Annotated in this window: 8 protein-coding genes, 1 tRNA gene and 1 pseudogene; 3 read left to right on the forward strand and 7 right to left on the reverse strand. The window is 54.3% G+C overall.

Annotation, left to right across the window (positions count from 1 at the left end):
- Positions 1-58: 58 nt before the first annotated feature.
- The 6 genes from A8O25_RS11020 to A8O25_RS11045 all read right to left on the reverse strand — a co-directional run bounded on the left by A8O25_RS11020 (position 59) and on the right by A8O25_RS11045 (position 7263).
- On the reverse strand, positions 59-586 hold the full coding sequence (locus A8O25_RS11020) for an acyl-CoA thioesterase (protein WP_066834762.1): 528 nt from the start codon (positions 584-586) through the stop codon (positions 59-61).
- 43 nt (positions 587-629) lie between these two features.
- On the reverse strand, positions 630-1241 hold the full coding sequence (locus A8O25_RS11025) for a TetR/AcrR family transcriptional regulator (protein ID WP_066834764.1): 612 nt from the start codon (positions 1239-1241) through the stop codon (positions 630-632).
- 277 nt (positions 1242-1518) lie between these two features.
- Entirely contained in the window at positions 1519-4395 is a 2877-nt protein-coding gene (locus A8O25_RS11030) for a TonB-dependent receptor (protein ID WP_066834766.1), read from the reverse strand.
- A 272-nt stretch (positions 4396-4667) separates the two neighbouring features.
- A tRNA-Cys gene (locus A8O25_RS11035) sits at positions 4668-4738 on the reverse strand.
- Between the two features lie 219 nt (positions 4739-4957).
- Positions 4958-6337 (reverse strand): chromate efflux transporter, encoded by a 1380-nt coding sequence (gene chrA, locus A8O25_RS11040; protein WP_066834768.1) that lies wholly within the window; start codon positions 6335-6337, stop codon positions 4958-4960.
- A gap of 77 nt (positions 6338-6414) precedes the next feature.
- Complete coding sequence (locus A8O25_RS11045) at positions 6415-7263, reverse strand: chromate resistance protein ChrB domain-containing protein (protein WP_066834770.1); 849 nt, start codon at positions 7261-7263, stop codon at positions 6415-6417.
- A gap of 241 nt (positions 7264-7504) precedes the next feature.
- Between A8O25_RS11045 and A8O25_RS24350 the strand changes: the two are divergent.
- The 3 genes and pseudogenes from A8O25_RS24350 to A8O25_RS11060 form a co-directional block, all read left to right on the forward strand.
- A pseudogene (locus A8O25_RS24350) lies at positions 7505-7987 on the forward strand (FAD/NAD(P)-binding protein); the annotation flags it as partial.
- A gap of 1245 nt (positions 7988-9232) precedes the next feature.
- Positions 9233-11047: a hypothetical protein gene (locus A8O25_RS11055; RefSeq protein ID WP_066834774.1), complete on the forward strand. Its 1815-nt coding sequence runs from the start codon at positions 9233-9235 to the stop codon at positions 11045-11047.
- Positions 11048-11424: 377 nt separating this feature from the next.
- A complete protein-coding gene (locus tag A8O25_RS11060) occupies positions 11425-11874 on the forward strand; it encodes a 6-pyruvoyl trahydropterin synthase family protein (RefSeq protein ID WP_066834776.1) in 450 nt (149 codons plus the stop codon).
- A gap of 499 nt (positions 11875-12373) precedes the next feature.
- Here the strand turns inward: A8O25_RS11060 and A8O25_RS11065 are convergent, their stop codons facing one another.
- Positions 12374-15340, reverse strand: coding sequence for an FAD-binding and (Fe-S)-binding domain-containing protein (locus A8O25_RS11065; RefSeq protein ID WP_066834854.1), 2967 nt, complete (start codon positions 15338-15340; stop codon positions 12374-12376).
- Positions 15341-15419 lie beyond the last annotated feature (79 nt).

Raw genomic sequence — 15419 nt, forward strand, 5'->3', positions numbered from 1 at the left:
ACAAGTTTGCGTTACTGCGTTTAGAACAGCAAAACGCACTTCAATACCAACTGGAAAACTACCCTGCCTTCGGCTGCGCCGAGGCTTTCATCTGCTCGCGCAGCTGCTTCACTCGGTCTTCAAACAGCGCCGGCGTCTCCTCTTTCACCGCCACCTCGTTGAACAGTTCCATCAGTTCGGGCTCATGGCTGGCGCGTTCGTTCTTGCGCACGTCAATGTAGATGAACTTCGTCCAGAGCACCGACTTCAGCCGTTTCTTCTCGGCGTCAAACATAAGGTGTTCCACCAACATACTGGTCTCGGTCACGTGCCGGATGCTGGTCTGGATGGTCACCAATTCCCGCACCTGCGCCGGGTTCAAATACACTATCTGGTTCTGCCCCACCACCCAGGCGCGGCCGGTTTTCCGGAAGAACGCGTGAATGTCAAGCCCATAGGCCGCCTCTACCTGGTCTTCGCGCTCGTTCTGGAAGTAGTTGAGAAATGCGCTGTTGTTCAGATGCCCAAAGGGGTCGCAGTGGTCAAACCGGATGCGGGTCTGGCTTTCCAGCACGGCGGGTTTGGGTGAAGTGGTTTGTTCTTTCATAGTTTCAAAATAGACCAATTGGTTTATGACGGGTTAAAAAATTTTAGAAGCTGCCTAACTCCACCCTCAGCCACTGCTCCAGCTGGTCCAGCACCACCTGCAGCGGCCGTTCTTCATCATACGCCTTCCCCAGCAGAATAGCACCTTCTACCGTGGCAATGAAAAAAGTGGCCAAGGCCTGGGCGTTCGCCTGCGGCCGAAAAACACCTTGCGCCTGTCCCAACTCCAGCAGTTTTCTCACGCCTTTGTGCAGACGGTTGAGCACGTGCACCACGCGCTGGTGCAGGGCGGGCTGGTTGTCATCGGCTTCTACGGCGGTGTTGAGCAACGGGCAGCCACCGGCAATCACGGGGTTGGCCAGGTAAGTGCGGTAGAAGTGCAGCAGCGCCCGCAGCCGCTGCCCGGCATGTTCATACGGCGCCATCACGGCACCCAGTTTGTCAATAAGCAGCTGCGCCGCGTACTCAAAGGCCGCCACGGCCAATTCTTCCTTGCTGGCAAAATGACCATACAAACAGCCCTTGGTCACGCCGGTGGCGGAAATCAAATCCTGGTAAGACGTACCCGCAAACCCTTTCTGGTTAAACAGCACGGCCGCCCGCTCTACAATCAGTTGGCGGGTTTGTTCAGCTTTAGAGGTTGGGGTTTGTTTCATGGCAGCAAAATAAACCAATTGGTTTATTTTATCCAAATCATATTTCCCTGCACGGAACCGCTTTCCTTTCCTGTTTCCGGGCTGTTTTCAGAAAAACAGCCCGGAAACAGGAAAGTGTATGTTCGGTCAAATAAAAGTGCCATACCCCTAAGGAATAGGGTTCTTTTGGATCACGAAGTAGTCACAAGAACTCTTGGTTTAGCCAGTGAAACCGAAGTAATTTTATTTGCCGTTTTCGGGCTATTTTCTGGAAAACAGGCGGAAAACAGGAATTACATTACTTCGCCAGTAAGCCGTCTAAGGTAATGGCCACATAGTATAAACCGCCAATGGTAGGCCCGGCCGCGTACTGAATGTAGCGCTGGTTGAAGAGGTTGGTGCCGCCGGTCTTGAGGGTGATTTTGCTTTCGGGTACGCGGTAGGTCACTTGGGCATCTACAGTGCTGTAAGCCGGCACGGTACCGTTAGCCAACGGACTCTCCCACAGGAAAGAATCCTGCCAGCGCCACACCACATTGAAGCCCAGGTTCTTCACCACCTCACGGTTCCCAAACGACACGTTGGTGATCCAGTTAGGGGTGTTGAAGGCCGTCACGAAGATGTCTTTCTCGGCGTTTGTCTCAATGGCGTTGTAGTTCACGTTCCCAGACAGAGTGAATTTCTCATAGAAGTTGTACGTCACGCCCAACGACGAGCCATAGTTGTTGTACTTGTTCTTGGCATTGGTGTACACACGGTAGCGGGTTTGCTGGGCATTGCGGTTGGCGGCCAGCATGGCAATTACGGCTTCATCGGTGCCCACTTGAACGGTGTTGTTTTTGGGTACACTCACTTCCACCTGACCCAGGAAACCGTCATACACGTTGGTATAGGCATCAATGTCAATGACCAGTTTGCTGTCAAACAACACGCTCTTGTAGCCTACTTCAAACGAGTTGATTTGCTCCGGCCGGGTGGCCGAAAGGCTGGTGATCTGCAGCACGTTCCGGTTCTTCAGCGCGGCGTCATTGGCGGTCATGCCGGCAGTCACGTCTTTGTTCACCGCCGCGTTAAAATCGTTGACTGAAGTGAGCGTGTAGGAGTTATCCAGATAGCCCAGTCCTTCATTAATGTACCCCAAACCGCCCACGCGCCGCACGTTGCCGTTGTTCACGTAAGACACCGCCTCAAACAGCGCCGGGAACCGGAAACCGTTCTGGTAAGAAACCCTAAAATTATGCTGCTCAGACAACGTGTACACGGCGGCAACCCTCGGGTTCAGTTTCGGGTCAAACTCTGGGTTATAGTCCACTCTCAGAGAACCGAAAACTTTCAATTTATCACTGAAGAAAGTCTTAGTCAGCTGCCCAAACGCCCCGAATTTCTTGTAGTACACATTGTTGCCACCGGGCAAGGTGCGCTCATTGATGGGCCGGGAGAAATCCACGAAGTTGTTGCCGTCTGGAATGACTTCGTACACGCGGGCATCTGCGCCCACCAACAGATTGGCGAATTTCAGGCGGTTTTCAAAGTTGTATTGGGCATCTGCGTGGTACAACCGGCTTTCCTGCCGCAGCCAGGCCCCTCCGGTTTCGGGCGCACCGGCCACCACTTTGCCGTGGTCCCAGTTGTTAATTCCCCTGATGGTGTTTTTCAAGGCCTCAAACTGCGGAGTGCCCGGTTCTGCCCGTCCGGCATCGGCGGCTTGGCGGGCCCGTTGCATGGCGGTTGCTAAATCTGTTCCGGCGTTCAGTTGGGTTTGCAAGGCTGTCTTGAACTTAGCCCCCCACTCGCTGTTGGAGCCGCCGCTGGTAATGTCCAGGTTGTCTACCATGGGTTTCACGTTGTAAGAATCGCCCGTGTTCTCCAGAGAGACATAAGACCGCACAAAGTAGTTAGCGCCCTTGAGTTCTAACCGGTGGTTCTGTACCACCACATTGTCCAGCTGTATCTTGTTTCCGCGCTGGAAAACACCATCCATTTTGCCGATGCGGTAGCCGTAGGCCAGTTCGGCGTTGTCCCCTAAGCGGTAATGTAAAGCAGCGTCAAATTTCAGGTTGTCTACCCGCGGGCTCACCACGTCTTTCTCCCAATAGCCGGTGCGGCGCACCAGAAACGTCTGGTTTTTGCCCTGGTAGTTCACCCCACTCACGGTCACGGCGTTATTGTTCTCGTCGCCGTACTTGTTCCAGGCATCATAGGCGGGATTGTTGGCTCCGGACAACTCAGGGAAATTGGGATTGGCAGTGTTCAGCGAGTTCGGGTTTTGGTCTGTGGTGGTGTTGGAGCGCCAGTCGGTGCCGTTCATGTAGCTGGCGTTGATTTTAAAGGCCCATTTATCATGGAAAGCTTTCGCATAGCGGAAGGCCAACTCTGACAGAATGCTGGGCTCCGCGTCTTTGCCGTCTACGTGGTTCAGACCGGTTTTCTGGTACACGCTCAACCCCTGGTACAGGAAAGGGCTTTTGGTAATAAGGTTGGCCATGCCGTTGATGGCGTTCATGCCGTACAGCGCCGAGGCCGCGCCCGGGGTAATCTCCACGCTCTCAATGTCCAGTTCGGTGGGCCCGATGGCATTGCCCAGCGGTACGCCTAACGTGGCGGCCTGCATGTCTACACCGTCTACCAGTTGCATGAACCTGAAGTTGTTGGGAATGTTAAACCCGCGGGTATTGGGCACTTTAAAGGTAAGGCTGCTGGTGGTCATCTGCACCCCCTTCACGTTCTCCAGCGCGTCATAAAAGCTGGGCGCGGGCGTTTCTTTAATGGCCCTGATGTCCAGTTTCTCAATGGCCACCGGCGATTTCAGAATACTCTCCTCCACCCGTGACGCCGACACTACCACTTCTTTGCCCAGCAAGGTCTGGGTGACCAAGGCGATGTCCAGGCGGGAGCCGGGCTCTTTGATTTCAAATTCCTGCGGCTGGTAGCCTACCAATGAAATCACTAACGTGAACGGAAATTTTAACCTGGTTTTCAGGCTGAAGTCGCCGTTGGCGTTGGTGGAGGTTCCGGTGACGGTACCGCGCACAAACACGCTCACGCCTGGCAGCGCTTCTTTGTTGGACTGGTCGGTTACTCTGCCCGTGATTTCCACCAGGCTGGTTTCCTGCGCGTGCAGGGAAAGGAAAGGAAGTGCGATTAAAATTAAGAAAAGTAAAAGTTTGAGGTTCATGATTTTGATGTTGAAAAAAGTAACATTGAAAAAAAGGTTGCTGGCAGATTAGCGGCAACAACAACAGTAGCGGTGACGTCTGGGCAGGCGGCACATTCGTTGGCTTTTCAGGCTTACTTTTAAAACATCTGGTTTCATGGGTATGTATTGATTTGATATTCTCTTATAAGGCCGCTACCCGTTTGCTGTTTTCAGAAAAACAGGCCCAAAACGCCTTCCCCACGTATTCACTTGCGGCACTTGTGCACCTTCCTATCCAGCAAGATGCGCTGCGGTCACGGGCGGACTCGAACCGCCGTAAAAGACTTTGCCGGTCTTTGCCTAGCCACTCAGCCACACGACCTAATCACTCTAGCTCACTTCTTAAGAGCGGGTACAGACGTTGTCAGGGTCACCCTACAAGACAAGATAGACAAAACCTGCACCCTTACTCTTCATCTCTATAGAATTAGTAGACAAATAGAATAGTTATTCCTGAACCTGCCAAATGATTATTAGAAAATTTTAATATTAATTTTCCAACCGAAAGATTATCAACTATTTACACCACTATAAACTTAAGTCATAAGCTTACTGCTACTAGCCCGTATGCCAGATAGAAATAAAATACTAACCCCGCTAACGCACTCACACCAATCCAGGTAATCATACCCACTTTAAAGCGGTACATGGCCAGAAAAGAGATAAGAATCCAGGCCAAGGCGAAGTAGTCCAGCCTCTGGAAAGAAATACCATTGGGGAACAGAACAGCCGTCCCGAAATACACGGTGAGGTTTAGCACCACCCCTACCACTGCAGCCGTGATGACACCTAAAATAGATTTCACGGCTGTGTTGCCGCGGGTACGTTCTATGAACGGGGCACCGGCCAGTATAAAGAAGAAACAAGGCAGAAACGTGTAAAAGGTGGTAGTAAACAAACCCACCGCGCCCATCGCCAGGGAGCCGCCGTACTGGTTGAAGCCTGCCATGAAGCCCACAAACGCCAGCACCATAATAAGCGGACCAGGCGTGGTTTCACCCAAGGCCAGGCCATCAATCATCTCCAGCCTGGAGAGCCAATGGAATTTCTCAACCGTTACCTGCGCCGCATAGGGCAACACGGCATACGCCCCACCAAACGTCACCAAGGCCGCTTTGGTAAAGAAGGCGATTAGGTTCTCCCAGAACGAATACTGGCTGGTGAGCAGATAAAACAAGGCAAGCGGTAACGCCCAAAGCGCCAAGGTAACTGCAAAGCGCAGGAGGCTGCGGCCAAACGTGACGCCCTCTCCCACTACTTCGCTGCCGGCGTGCAGGTAATGGCTTTCTTCGTCATCGGCCTGTTTTTTGGTGGCTTCTTTTTCCTGCAACAGGGCCGGGAAAGCTTTTCTCACCACCAACGCCAACAACACGGCAGCCAGAATGATCAACGGGAACGGTACTTTGAAAAAGAAAATGGCCACAAAACTGGCGGCCGCCAAGGCGTAATGGAACCAGCTTTTCAAGGACTTACCCGCAATCTTGATCAACGCCAGCGCCACTATGGCCACTACCGCCGGTTTCAACCCATAGAACAGGGCCGCCACCCACGGGATAGTCCCGAAGCTCACGTACACGGCACTCAGCCCCAGTAAAATAAACACGCTGGGCAGCACGAAGAAGATTCCGGCTACCAAACCGCCCCGTACGCCGTGCATGAGCCAGCCCAAATAGGTGGCCAGTTGCTGCGCCTCTGGCCCGGGTAAAAGCATGCAATAGTTGAGCGCGTGCAGAAACCGGGAATCTGACACCCACCGTTTTTGCTCCACTATGAACGAATGCATGATGGCAATTTGCCCGGCCGGGCCTCCAAAACTGATGAAGCCCAGCTTAAGCCAAAACAGAAAAGCCTCTCTGAAAGAAGGCTTCTCTGGAGCGGTCAATTTGTGGGCAGAGGTGGTCTCAGGTGTCTTGGTTTCCATAGTGGCGTATTAGTCAGTACAAGAATACGGCACCAGCGAAACTGAGGCTAGCACAGAATTTACCTTTTGGATGGGTTTTACTTTTTGCGCAAACTTTTCCGGTAATCAGACGGGCTTTGCCCCAGCTGCTGTTTGAAAATACGGGTAAAATGGCTCTGGTCAGAGAAGCCGGTGAGGTAGGCTATTTCGGCGAGGGTGTAGCCCGAGGTGTGCAGCAGGTTCAGGGCTTTCTCAATGCGCAGTTTCCTGATATATTCGCCGAAGGAAAGATTGTCAAAGTACCTGGAGAATGCTCGGGAGACGTATGCCGGATTCACGTCCAACGCCTCTGCGATTTCCTTCAGGTTCAAAGTGAGGTTGGTGTCAATCTGGTCCTGGATGATCTCTTTGAGGTGCTGCGCCCAGGCCGGTACTTTCTGCGGCGCGTCTTTTTTCTCCTCCAGAAACTGGTGGTAAGCCTGCAGGAAAATCTGTTCAGTAGGGTGCGTGGTGTGTTTCTGTTTCTGCAAATGCTTGGCCCAGCTGTACAGGCCATCATAAATGATCATCCCCTTCTCCAGCAGTTCCTGGTCATCAGAGATATTAAACGCCATGCCATGCGAGATAGCCCATAGCCCCGCCGACTGTGCCGCCAGCGTGTGGTCATCGGTATCGGCACCACGCACAATGAGCGCCAGGGTCTGCAACGCCGGGTCTTGGTGCAGCTGGTGCTTCTCCAGGAAATAATCAAAGGTGCAGCGGTCCTGGTAATGGCTGTATTCCACGCCGGGTATGTCAAACGGAATGGCGTTGCGTTCCTTGGCCTGGTCCAGCACCTGGTTTTCGGGCACGTAAATGATTTCCGCCGTGGCGTCTATGAAGCGTTTGATAAGCCACGGACAGGCCAGGCGGTCAATTTTAGGACGTTCGCGGGTAATCCATTTCATAAGAAAAGAAACTGGTGGGGCACCAGCGAAAGGTACTTAAAATTCATTTCCTATTTTCGGCCTGATTTTCTAAAAACAGGTCAGAAACAGGAAATATTCCTTACGGTCTCCTCCTGATATCTTTCTGTTAAATTAGTAACTCCTGTATAACCACGCAAAGGCGAGTGCGTATAGGTACGCATTCGCTGAAAAGGGCACCCACACTTCCCCATCAATCTTCATCAAAACCGAAGGAAACACCATGGAACAGCTGCGTATTGCCATTATAGGCGGAGGTTTAAGCGGTACCCTCACGGCTATCCATCTGCTTCAAGCTGCCCGGGAAGCGACCACAGTGTACCTGCTGGAAAAAGACGAGCAGAAATGGTGCAGAGGGGTGGCCTACAGTAGCCGTTTGCCGTTTCAGCCCCTGAATGTGCCCGCTTCACGCATGACGCTGTTTCTAGACAAGCCGAATGATTTCCTGGATTGGCTGCGGGCCCACCAACACCGCTTCCCGCAGGAGCTTCCCCACCCGGTCACCGGCGAAGATTTTATCCCGCGGCATATTTTTGGGGAATACGTGGAGCATTCTTTACAGGCCGCCGAAGCCAATGCCCGCCCGGGCGTTCAGTTCATCAGACTCACGGCAGAAGTGGTTTCGGTTAGTCAGGTTACCGGCGACTCTGGTTTCTTGGTGGCGTTAAACGATTCGAGCACTCTGCAAGTGCAGAAAGTGGTGTTAGGCTTGGGAAATTTGGCACCGGCGCCCGTCCCTATCCTGAACACCCGTTTTTACCGCAGTTCCCATTACGTGGATTCGCCGTGGTCAAACAATCTGCCGGAAACCTTGCCCAAAGACGCGTCTCTACTGCTGGTGGGCTCCAGCCTGACCATGGTAGATTTGGTAGGTAGTCTGCTCGCTCAGGGGCACGAAGGCCAGGTTCACGTAGTCTCGCGGCACGGTTTGCTCCCCCAGCCCCACGCGGTTGATGCCCCGGCCTACACCTTGCGCCACTTGCCACAGCAGCCCCTGACTCCGTTGGCTGCGCTCCAGTATGTACGGGAAGAAATAAGGCTGGCGGCACATGCAGGCAACCCGTGGCAAAGCGTCATTGATGCGTTGCGCGACCATGTCCCGGTGGTCTGGCAGAATTTCACGTTGCCCCAGAAAAAACAATTCCTGCGCCGCCTCAAACCGTACTGGGAAGTGCACCGCCACCGCATGCCGCTGACCTCGCATCTAGTATTGGAGCAGTTACAGCAGAACGGGCAACTGCACCGCCTGGCCGCCCACGTGCTGGACATGCAGCCGCAAGACGGAAAAGCGGTGGTCACCCTGCGGGAACGCGGAAAAATAGCGCCTACCCAGCTGGTAGTAGACAAAGTAATCAATTGCACCGGCCCGCTGGGCGATTACCTGAAAAGCAAAGAACCGCTCCTGCAACAACTTCTGCAGCAAAACCTCATCGCCCCTGACCCGCTCCACCTGGGTCTGGCTGCCACTATAGACGGCACCGTGCTCAATGCCCAGGGCGAACGGGTAGAGCATCTGTTCACGTTGGGTCCGCCGCTCAAGGGTATCTGGTATGAGTCAACCGCCCTGCGGGAAATCAGGCAACAGGCCGCTGCCCTGGCGGGCTTGCTGCTCTCCAATGAAACCATGTTGACAGCGGCGCTATAAGCCTCTGTTTTGGGGCTGTTTTCCAGAAAATAGCCCCAAAACAGAAACTGTCCTTCTCCTGCCCCTTCCGTTCCCGGTTTATCCAGTTCCCCTGTTTTGCTGTTTTCAGAAAATCAGCTCCAAAACAGGGGACATTTCGCTGTTTGCCTCTTTGGAAAGGCACCTCTTTAAAAGAATATAGCTTTTTTACAATGATGATGGTCATCTCCCAGACTGCCATTCCCCCTATTCCCCAAAAAAGGGAAGTGCCTACCTTGTGCGTCGGTTCCCTACTTGGACCCAATACCCATTTCGCATAGCAAAAACATGGCTTTTAACACCCTGCATTCGTTCCATATTCCGGTCATGGGACTGGCCTTTTCTATTGATTCCCCGCTTAAAGTAGCCCGCTACGGCATCTCCTCGGTACTTTCGCTTGCCGATGACAAGCTGCTGGAGGAGATGCGGCAGTACTACACCGCCCTGTATCAGCGCCCCTACGTGCCCATTTCTGAGAAACAGGAAGACTACCGCGCCCAACGCGTGACGGCCTACCTTAACCTGGTAGACGAACTGGTGCAAGAGCAGCTGGAGCGGGTGCGCCAGGAGGAATTCGCCCCCGGCACCCAGCTCACCAAATACTTTGAGATGCTGCCAGAAAAGTTACCGTTGCGCAAACTTTATGAGCAAATGCTGAAAGCAGACAGCCAGCCATACCGGGAATTTCTGCAGGAGAAACTGCGCGCAGCCATTCAGCCGGGCGCTATTGACGTGAACATCATGACCAAGCTGGACAAGACCAATTACTCCGCAGATGGTTCGCCGCTGCCCGCGGAGTATTCAGACGCACTGGCGGCGTTGCGCGGATTTGCCAACAGCACCGTGCGCTCGTCTATTGTATTCTCAGCGGGCATGAACCCGCGGCTGTTCAGTTATATGGAGCAGTTCCCGTGCTTCTTGCCCAACGCCCAGGGCGAATTTGAAAAGACCGTCATCATCAAGGTGAGCGATTACCGGTCGGCGGCGGTGCAGGGCAAGATTCTGGCCAAGAAAGGCATCTGGGTGTCTGAATTCAGGGTGGAATCTGGTTTGAACTGCGGCGGACACGCCTTCGCCACCGATGGGTTGCTGCTAGGGCCTATTCTGGAGGAATTCAAAACCAACCGTGACGCCTTGAAAGCCGAACTCTGGGTCCTATGCCAGCAGGCGCTCACCGCCAAAGGTTTGGAGATTCCTGCTGCGGCTCCCGGGCAACGCCTCACCGTGCAAGGCGGCATCGGCACCGCCCAAGAACATACGTTCTTTTTAGAGCATTACGGGTTTGACGCCACCGGCTGGGGCACACCCTTCCTGCTGGTGCCCGAAGCCACCACCGTAGATGCCGAGACCCTGACCAAACTGTCATCGGCCACCGCCAAAGATCTGTACCTGAGCCCTATTTCGCCGTTAGGCGTACCCTTCAACGCGTTGCGCGGCACCACCAGCGAGCAACTGACCCACGCCCGTATAGACAAAGGCAAACCCGGCAGCCCCTGCGTGAAAAAGCACCTGGTGTCAAACACCGAGTTCACAGACGAGGCCCTCTGCACCGCTTCGCGGAAATTCCAGCGCCGCAAACTGGAGCAGCTGCACCAGCAAGGGCTGTCAGAAGCCGCTCTACACGCCGAAGAAGCCAAAATCCTGGCCAAGGAGTGTCTCTGCGAAGGGTTGGCCAACACGGCGTCGCTGCTGTATAACATGGGTAAAAAAGCGCTGAGCCGACCGGTGGCCATCTGCCCCGGCCCCAACCTGGCGTTCTTCTCGGGCATTTTCAAGCTGCAGGAAATGGTAGACCACATCTACGGCCGCTTCAACGCCCTGAACCAGACGTACCGTCCGCACGTGTTCATCAACGAGCTCAAGCTGTACATTGACTACTGGAAAAACAAGAAAGCCGAACAGCTGGACACCCTTACTGATAAGCAGGCCAAATACCTGAACACCTTCTGGCAGAACCTGCAATCTGGTATCAGCTACTACAAAGAACTGCTGCCCATGCTGTTCTCTAAAGACGAACTGGAGAAACGGTACATCATGCTGGAAGAACTGCTGGAGGCCGAAGACCAGCTATTAGAAGCGGCGTTGGTGCGGGTACAGGCGTAAACCAGATTCACCTGAGGCGGCCTGGCTTTCTCTGGATTTTCCTGGATTTTGAATGGCTGTTAAGGGTACCGCTCGCTGGTTCCAACGTTGCAGTGTAACGCTCTATGGTCTGGCCTCTATGGCGCGGAAGTTACTTCCGTGACTTACTTTCAGTAATTTCAACACCAGAGGCAGGGCGTTGCAAGCAGCACCTGACCAGCAACTTTCCGGCGCAAGCGGACGAGCAGCCATATGTTCGGACACAAGCGGACGCTTGCGCCAGAGGAAACAATAGTAGGTTAAAGACAAAATATTACCAGACGTTTTCGGGCTAATTTTCTAAAAACAGGCCGAAAACAGAAAAGCCGTAGGCCGCCGCCTGCGCACGTGACAGAACCATGAACCGAATCAGATTAACGCGCCGCTTCACGTTTGAGGCGGCGCACGCGTTAACCCACTATGACGGCGCCTGCCGCCACATTCACGGTCACTCTTACAAACTGGAGGTCACCGTGATGGGCACCCCGCTGGAAGAGGACAAACACCCCAAAGACGGCATGGTGCTGGACTTCGGGGATTTGAAGAAGACCGTGAACACGCACGTGCTGCACCTGCTGGACCACGCCCTGCTCCTGCGCGACACCAGTTCCCGCGCCCTTATCTCCCTCTTGGAGGAACAAGGCCACAAGCTGCTGCTCACCGCCTTCCAGCCCACCTGCGAGAACCTGCTCCTGCACATCAAAGACCAGCTCCAGCCCCAGCTACCAGCCTATGTGCACCTGCACAGCCTCCGGCTTTGGGAGACTGAGAATGCGTTTGCGGAGTGGTATGCAGCCGATAATGAATAATTTCTGTTTATGAGCTAGTTTTTGGAAAACAGGCCGAAAACAGGAGCGGTTAGCCCTCCCAGGTTAAAAAAACCTGGTAGGGCTTTTTGTTGGCAAAGGCAGCTGGCACAGACGCTCGCAGGTCCTCCGGACGCTACAAGGTCTTTTCTAATTTGCTGATTGTGACAATGGAATGGAGCTGGCGCGAGTCTTCAGACTCGTGACAAGTGATGCTGCGAGTCTCCAGACTCGCCGGGAACCATGAGACTAGAACATATCAACTGGAGTCTGGAGACTCCCACCACTCATCGGCACGAGTCTGGAGACTCGCGCCAGTGGAAAGCCAGAAAAAGCCAACTGCTGTTTTCGGCCTGTTTTCAGAAAAACAGCTCCAAAACAGCAAAGCCTCTCCAGGAGGAAAGGCTTTGCTGTATGAATGTGTGTTTCGCAAGTTGAAAACTTGCGGAAATTTGTCCCACAAGTTACGCTGGAGCTAAACTTGCGGGAGTTTTCATTGAAGTTACTTCTTCAGTGCCTGCCACAGAATCTCGGCGGGGTGCAGGGCTTTTTTGGCGGTGCCGTCTTTGATTTGGTGACGGCAGCTGGTTCCGGCGGCGGCGATGAGGGTTTCCGGGGCGGCGTTCCGAACGGCCGGGAACAGCACCAGCTCGCCAATCTGCATGGAGACGTCATAATGCTCGGCCTCATAACCGAACGACCCGGCCATGCCGCAACAGCCCGAGGGAATCATCTCCACCTCGTAATTCTGGGGCAGCGACAGGATTTTCTGCGTAGGCGTGAGCACCTGCAACGCTTTTTGGTAACAGTGGCCGTGCAATTTGATGTGCTTCTTCTCCTGCGTGAAGGCAGCGGCGGTGATACTCCCGTTTTCGGCCTCTTTTTGCAGAAACTCCTCTAAAAGGTAAGAATTGGCGGCTATCTGTTGGGCGGCGGGCACTAAGTCAGCGGGCACCAAGTCCAGGTACTCATCGCGCAGCGTTAAGATAGCCGAAGGTTCAATCCCGATGATGGGCGTTCCGTTGGCCATAGCTTTGTTCAGAAGCTGCACGTTTTTGATCGCAATCTCCTTGGCATCACGCACCAAGCCTTTGGACAGGTAAGTACGTCCGCTTTCCAGGTGCTCCGGAATCTGCACCGAATAGCCCAACGCTGAGAGTAGTTTCACCGTGGTCTGGCCAATCTCTACATCATTGTAGTTCGTGAACTCGTCGCAGAAGAGATAGACAGGCTTACCGGTTTTGGCGGCGCTGGCCTTCTCTTTCTGCCATTTCCTGAACCAGCTTTTGAGGGTGGTTTTTCCAACTTCGGGCAGGGAACGGTCCACGGCAAAGCCCACAGTTTTCTTGATCAGTTTGCTGGTGACGGGGTTACTGATCATGAAGTTGTAGACGCCGGGCACCACGGAGGCCAGTTGCTGCATTTTGGTGAAGTTGCCCACCATGCGCGTACGCAGCGGAATGCCGTTGGCGTCATGGTAATGCTGCAGGAACTCGGCTTTCATTTTGGCCACGTCTACGCTGCTGGGGCACTCGCTTTTGCAGGCTTTGCAGCTCAGGCACAGGTCCATCACCTCCTTGATTTCCTTGTGGTCAAACTTGTTGACTTTCTCTGAATTGGTGAGGAACTGGCGCAGGATGTTGGCGCGGGCGCGGGTGGTGTCTTTCTCCTGGCGGGTGGCCATGTAGCTGGGGCACATGGTGCCGCCGCTCACGTGGGTTTTGCGGCAGTCACCGGAGCCGGAGCATTTTTCGGCGAGCCGCAGGATTCCCTCCTGGCGGGTGAAGTCAAACAGCGTCTCCACCGGAATGAGCTGCTGGGCCGGGCGTTCCACGTAGCGCAGGAACTCGTTCATGGGCGGCGTGTCCACAATCTTGCCCGCGTTGAAAATATGCTTCGGGTCGAAAATCTGCTTTACTTCTTTAAGTAGTTCATAAACTTCCTGCCCCAAAGCTTGCGGAATGAACTCGCCGCGCAAACGACCATCGCCGTGCTCACCGCTCAAAGAGCCGTTGTATTTCTTGACCAAGGCCGTGGTGTCAGCGAGCACTTCCCGGAAAACCCGCTTGCCTTCATTGGTCTTGAGGTTGATCATGGGCTCAATGTGCAGTTCCCCGGCCCCGGCGTGGGCGTAGTACGAGGCCTGTAGGTTGTATTTCTCCAGCACTTGCTGCACATCAGTCACGTAGGCGGGCAGATCCTCGGGAGACACGGCGCAGTCTTCAATGAGGTTCACGGGCTGGGTGTCGCCGGGCAGGTTTCTGATTAAGCCCAGACCGGCTTTGCGCACGTCCCACACGGGTTTGGTGAGGGCGCCGCGCACCACTGGGTAGGCGTAGCCCAGACCGGCGGCTTTGAGGTCGGCAATCATGGCATCGGCCTTGGCCGTGATTTCGTCCTGACTGTCGGCCATGAATTCTACCATGAGCAACGCGGCCGGATCGCCTTCAATGAAGAAGCGGTTGGCGTCATAGGTGCGGTGGCCCTTGGTGAAATCCATGATGTATTTGTCCACCAGCTCAGACGACATGGGGTGGTGCTTGAGAATGATGATGTTGGCTTCCAGCGCCTCCAGCAATGACGTAAAATGCACGCACACCAGCCCTTCCTCTTTGGGAGGCAGCGGCAGCAGGTTCAGTTTGGCTTCGGTCACAAAGGCCAGCGTGCCTTCAGAGCCCGCCAGCAGTTTGCATAAATCCAGCGTGGTCTGGCCTTCTTCGCCCGCGCCTTCGTCTACCAGAAAATCCAGTGCATAGCCGGTATTGCGGCGGGTCAAGGTCTTCTTGGGGTAGTTCTGCTGAATGAGCGCACGGTTTTCCGGGCTACTGATGAGGCCGTAGGTTTTGCGGTAAATCTCGCCCTCCAGGTTGGGCAGGGCTAGTTTCTGTTGCAGTTCCTCGTGGGTGAGCGGCTTGAATTCGGCTTCGGAGCCATCACTCAATAACACTTTGGCCGAGAGCAAATGCGTACGGGTATCGCCCCAGACAATGGAGTGCAGGCCGCAGGAGTTGTTGCCAATCATGCCGCCCACCATGGCGCGGCTGGCCGTGGAGGTCTCAGGCCCAAACAGTAGTCCGTGCGGACGGAGCGTGGCGTTCAGGTCGTCCCGGATGACACCCGGCTGCACGCGCACCCACTGCTCCTGCGGGTTCACCTCCAGGATTTGGGTGAAATATTTGGAGATGTCTACCACCAGGCCATTGCCCACCACCTGACCAGCCAGCGATGTACCCGCCGCGCGCGGAATCAAGGTAATCTGATGCTCATTCGCGAAGCGGATTAAGGCTTTCAAGTCCTCCTTTGTCTTAGGGATAGCCACCGCCGTGGGCATCTCCTGGTACACCGAGGCATCTGTGGCGTACACCCGCCGCTGGGCCTGGTGCAAAGAAGATTCTGTATTGTAAAACAACTCGCCGGTGAGAGAGGCTTCCAACTCAGCAAAGGCAGATGTTGATGGGGCGGAAATCATAGGGTATAAATTGTCAGGCAAATATAGAAAGCCCAAAACCGGAATTCTAACATCTTTTACTATGTAACGGCAGAGGGCA

It is taken from the genome of Rufibacter ruber (assembly GCF_001647275.1).
Classification (GTDB): domain Bacteria; phylum Bacteroidota; class Bacteroidia; order Cytophagales; family Hymenobacteraceae; genus Nibribacter; species Nibribacter ruber_C.

Excerpts from the sequence above, each read along its gene's own strand:
- A8O25_RS11020 (WP_066834762.1), bottom strand. The coding sequence starts at position 586 with ATGAAAGAACAAACCACTTCACCCAAACCCGCCGTGCTGGAAAGCCAG.
- A8O25_RS11025 (WP_066834764.1), bottom strand. The coding sequence starts at position 1,241 with ATGAAACAAACCCCAACCTCTAAAGCTGAACAAACCCGCCAACTGATT.
- A8O25_RS11030 (WP_066834766.1), bottom strand. The coding sequence starts at position 4,395 with ATGAACCTCAAACTTTTACTTTTCTTAATTTTAATCGCACTTCCTTTC.
- chrA (WP_066834768.1), bottom strand. The coding sequence starts at position 6,337 with ATGGAAACCAAGACACCTGAGACCACCTCTGCCCACAAATTGACCGCT.
- A8O25_RS11045 (WP_066834770.1), bottom strand. The coding sequence starts at position 7,263 with ATGAAATGGATTACCCGCGAACGTCCTAAAATTGACCGCCTGGCCTGT.
- A8O25_RS11055 (WP_066834774.1), top strand. The coding sequence starts at position 9,233 with ATGGCTTTTAACACCCTGCATTCGTTCCATATTCCGGTCATGGGACTG.
- A8O25_RS11060 (WP_066834776.1), top strand. The coding sequence starts at position 11,425 with ATGAACCGAATCAGATTAACGCGCCGCTTCACGTTTGAGGCGGCGCAC.
- A8O25_RS11065 (WP_066834854.1), bottom strand. The coding sequence starts at position 15,340 with ATGATTTCCGCCCCATCAACATCTGCCTTTGCTGAGTTGGAAGCCTCT.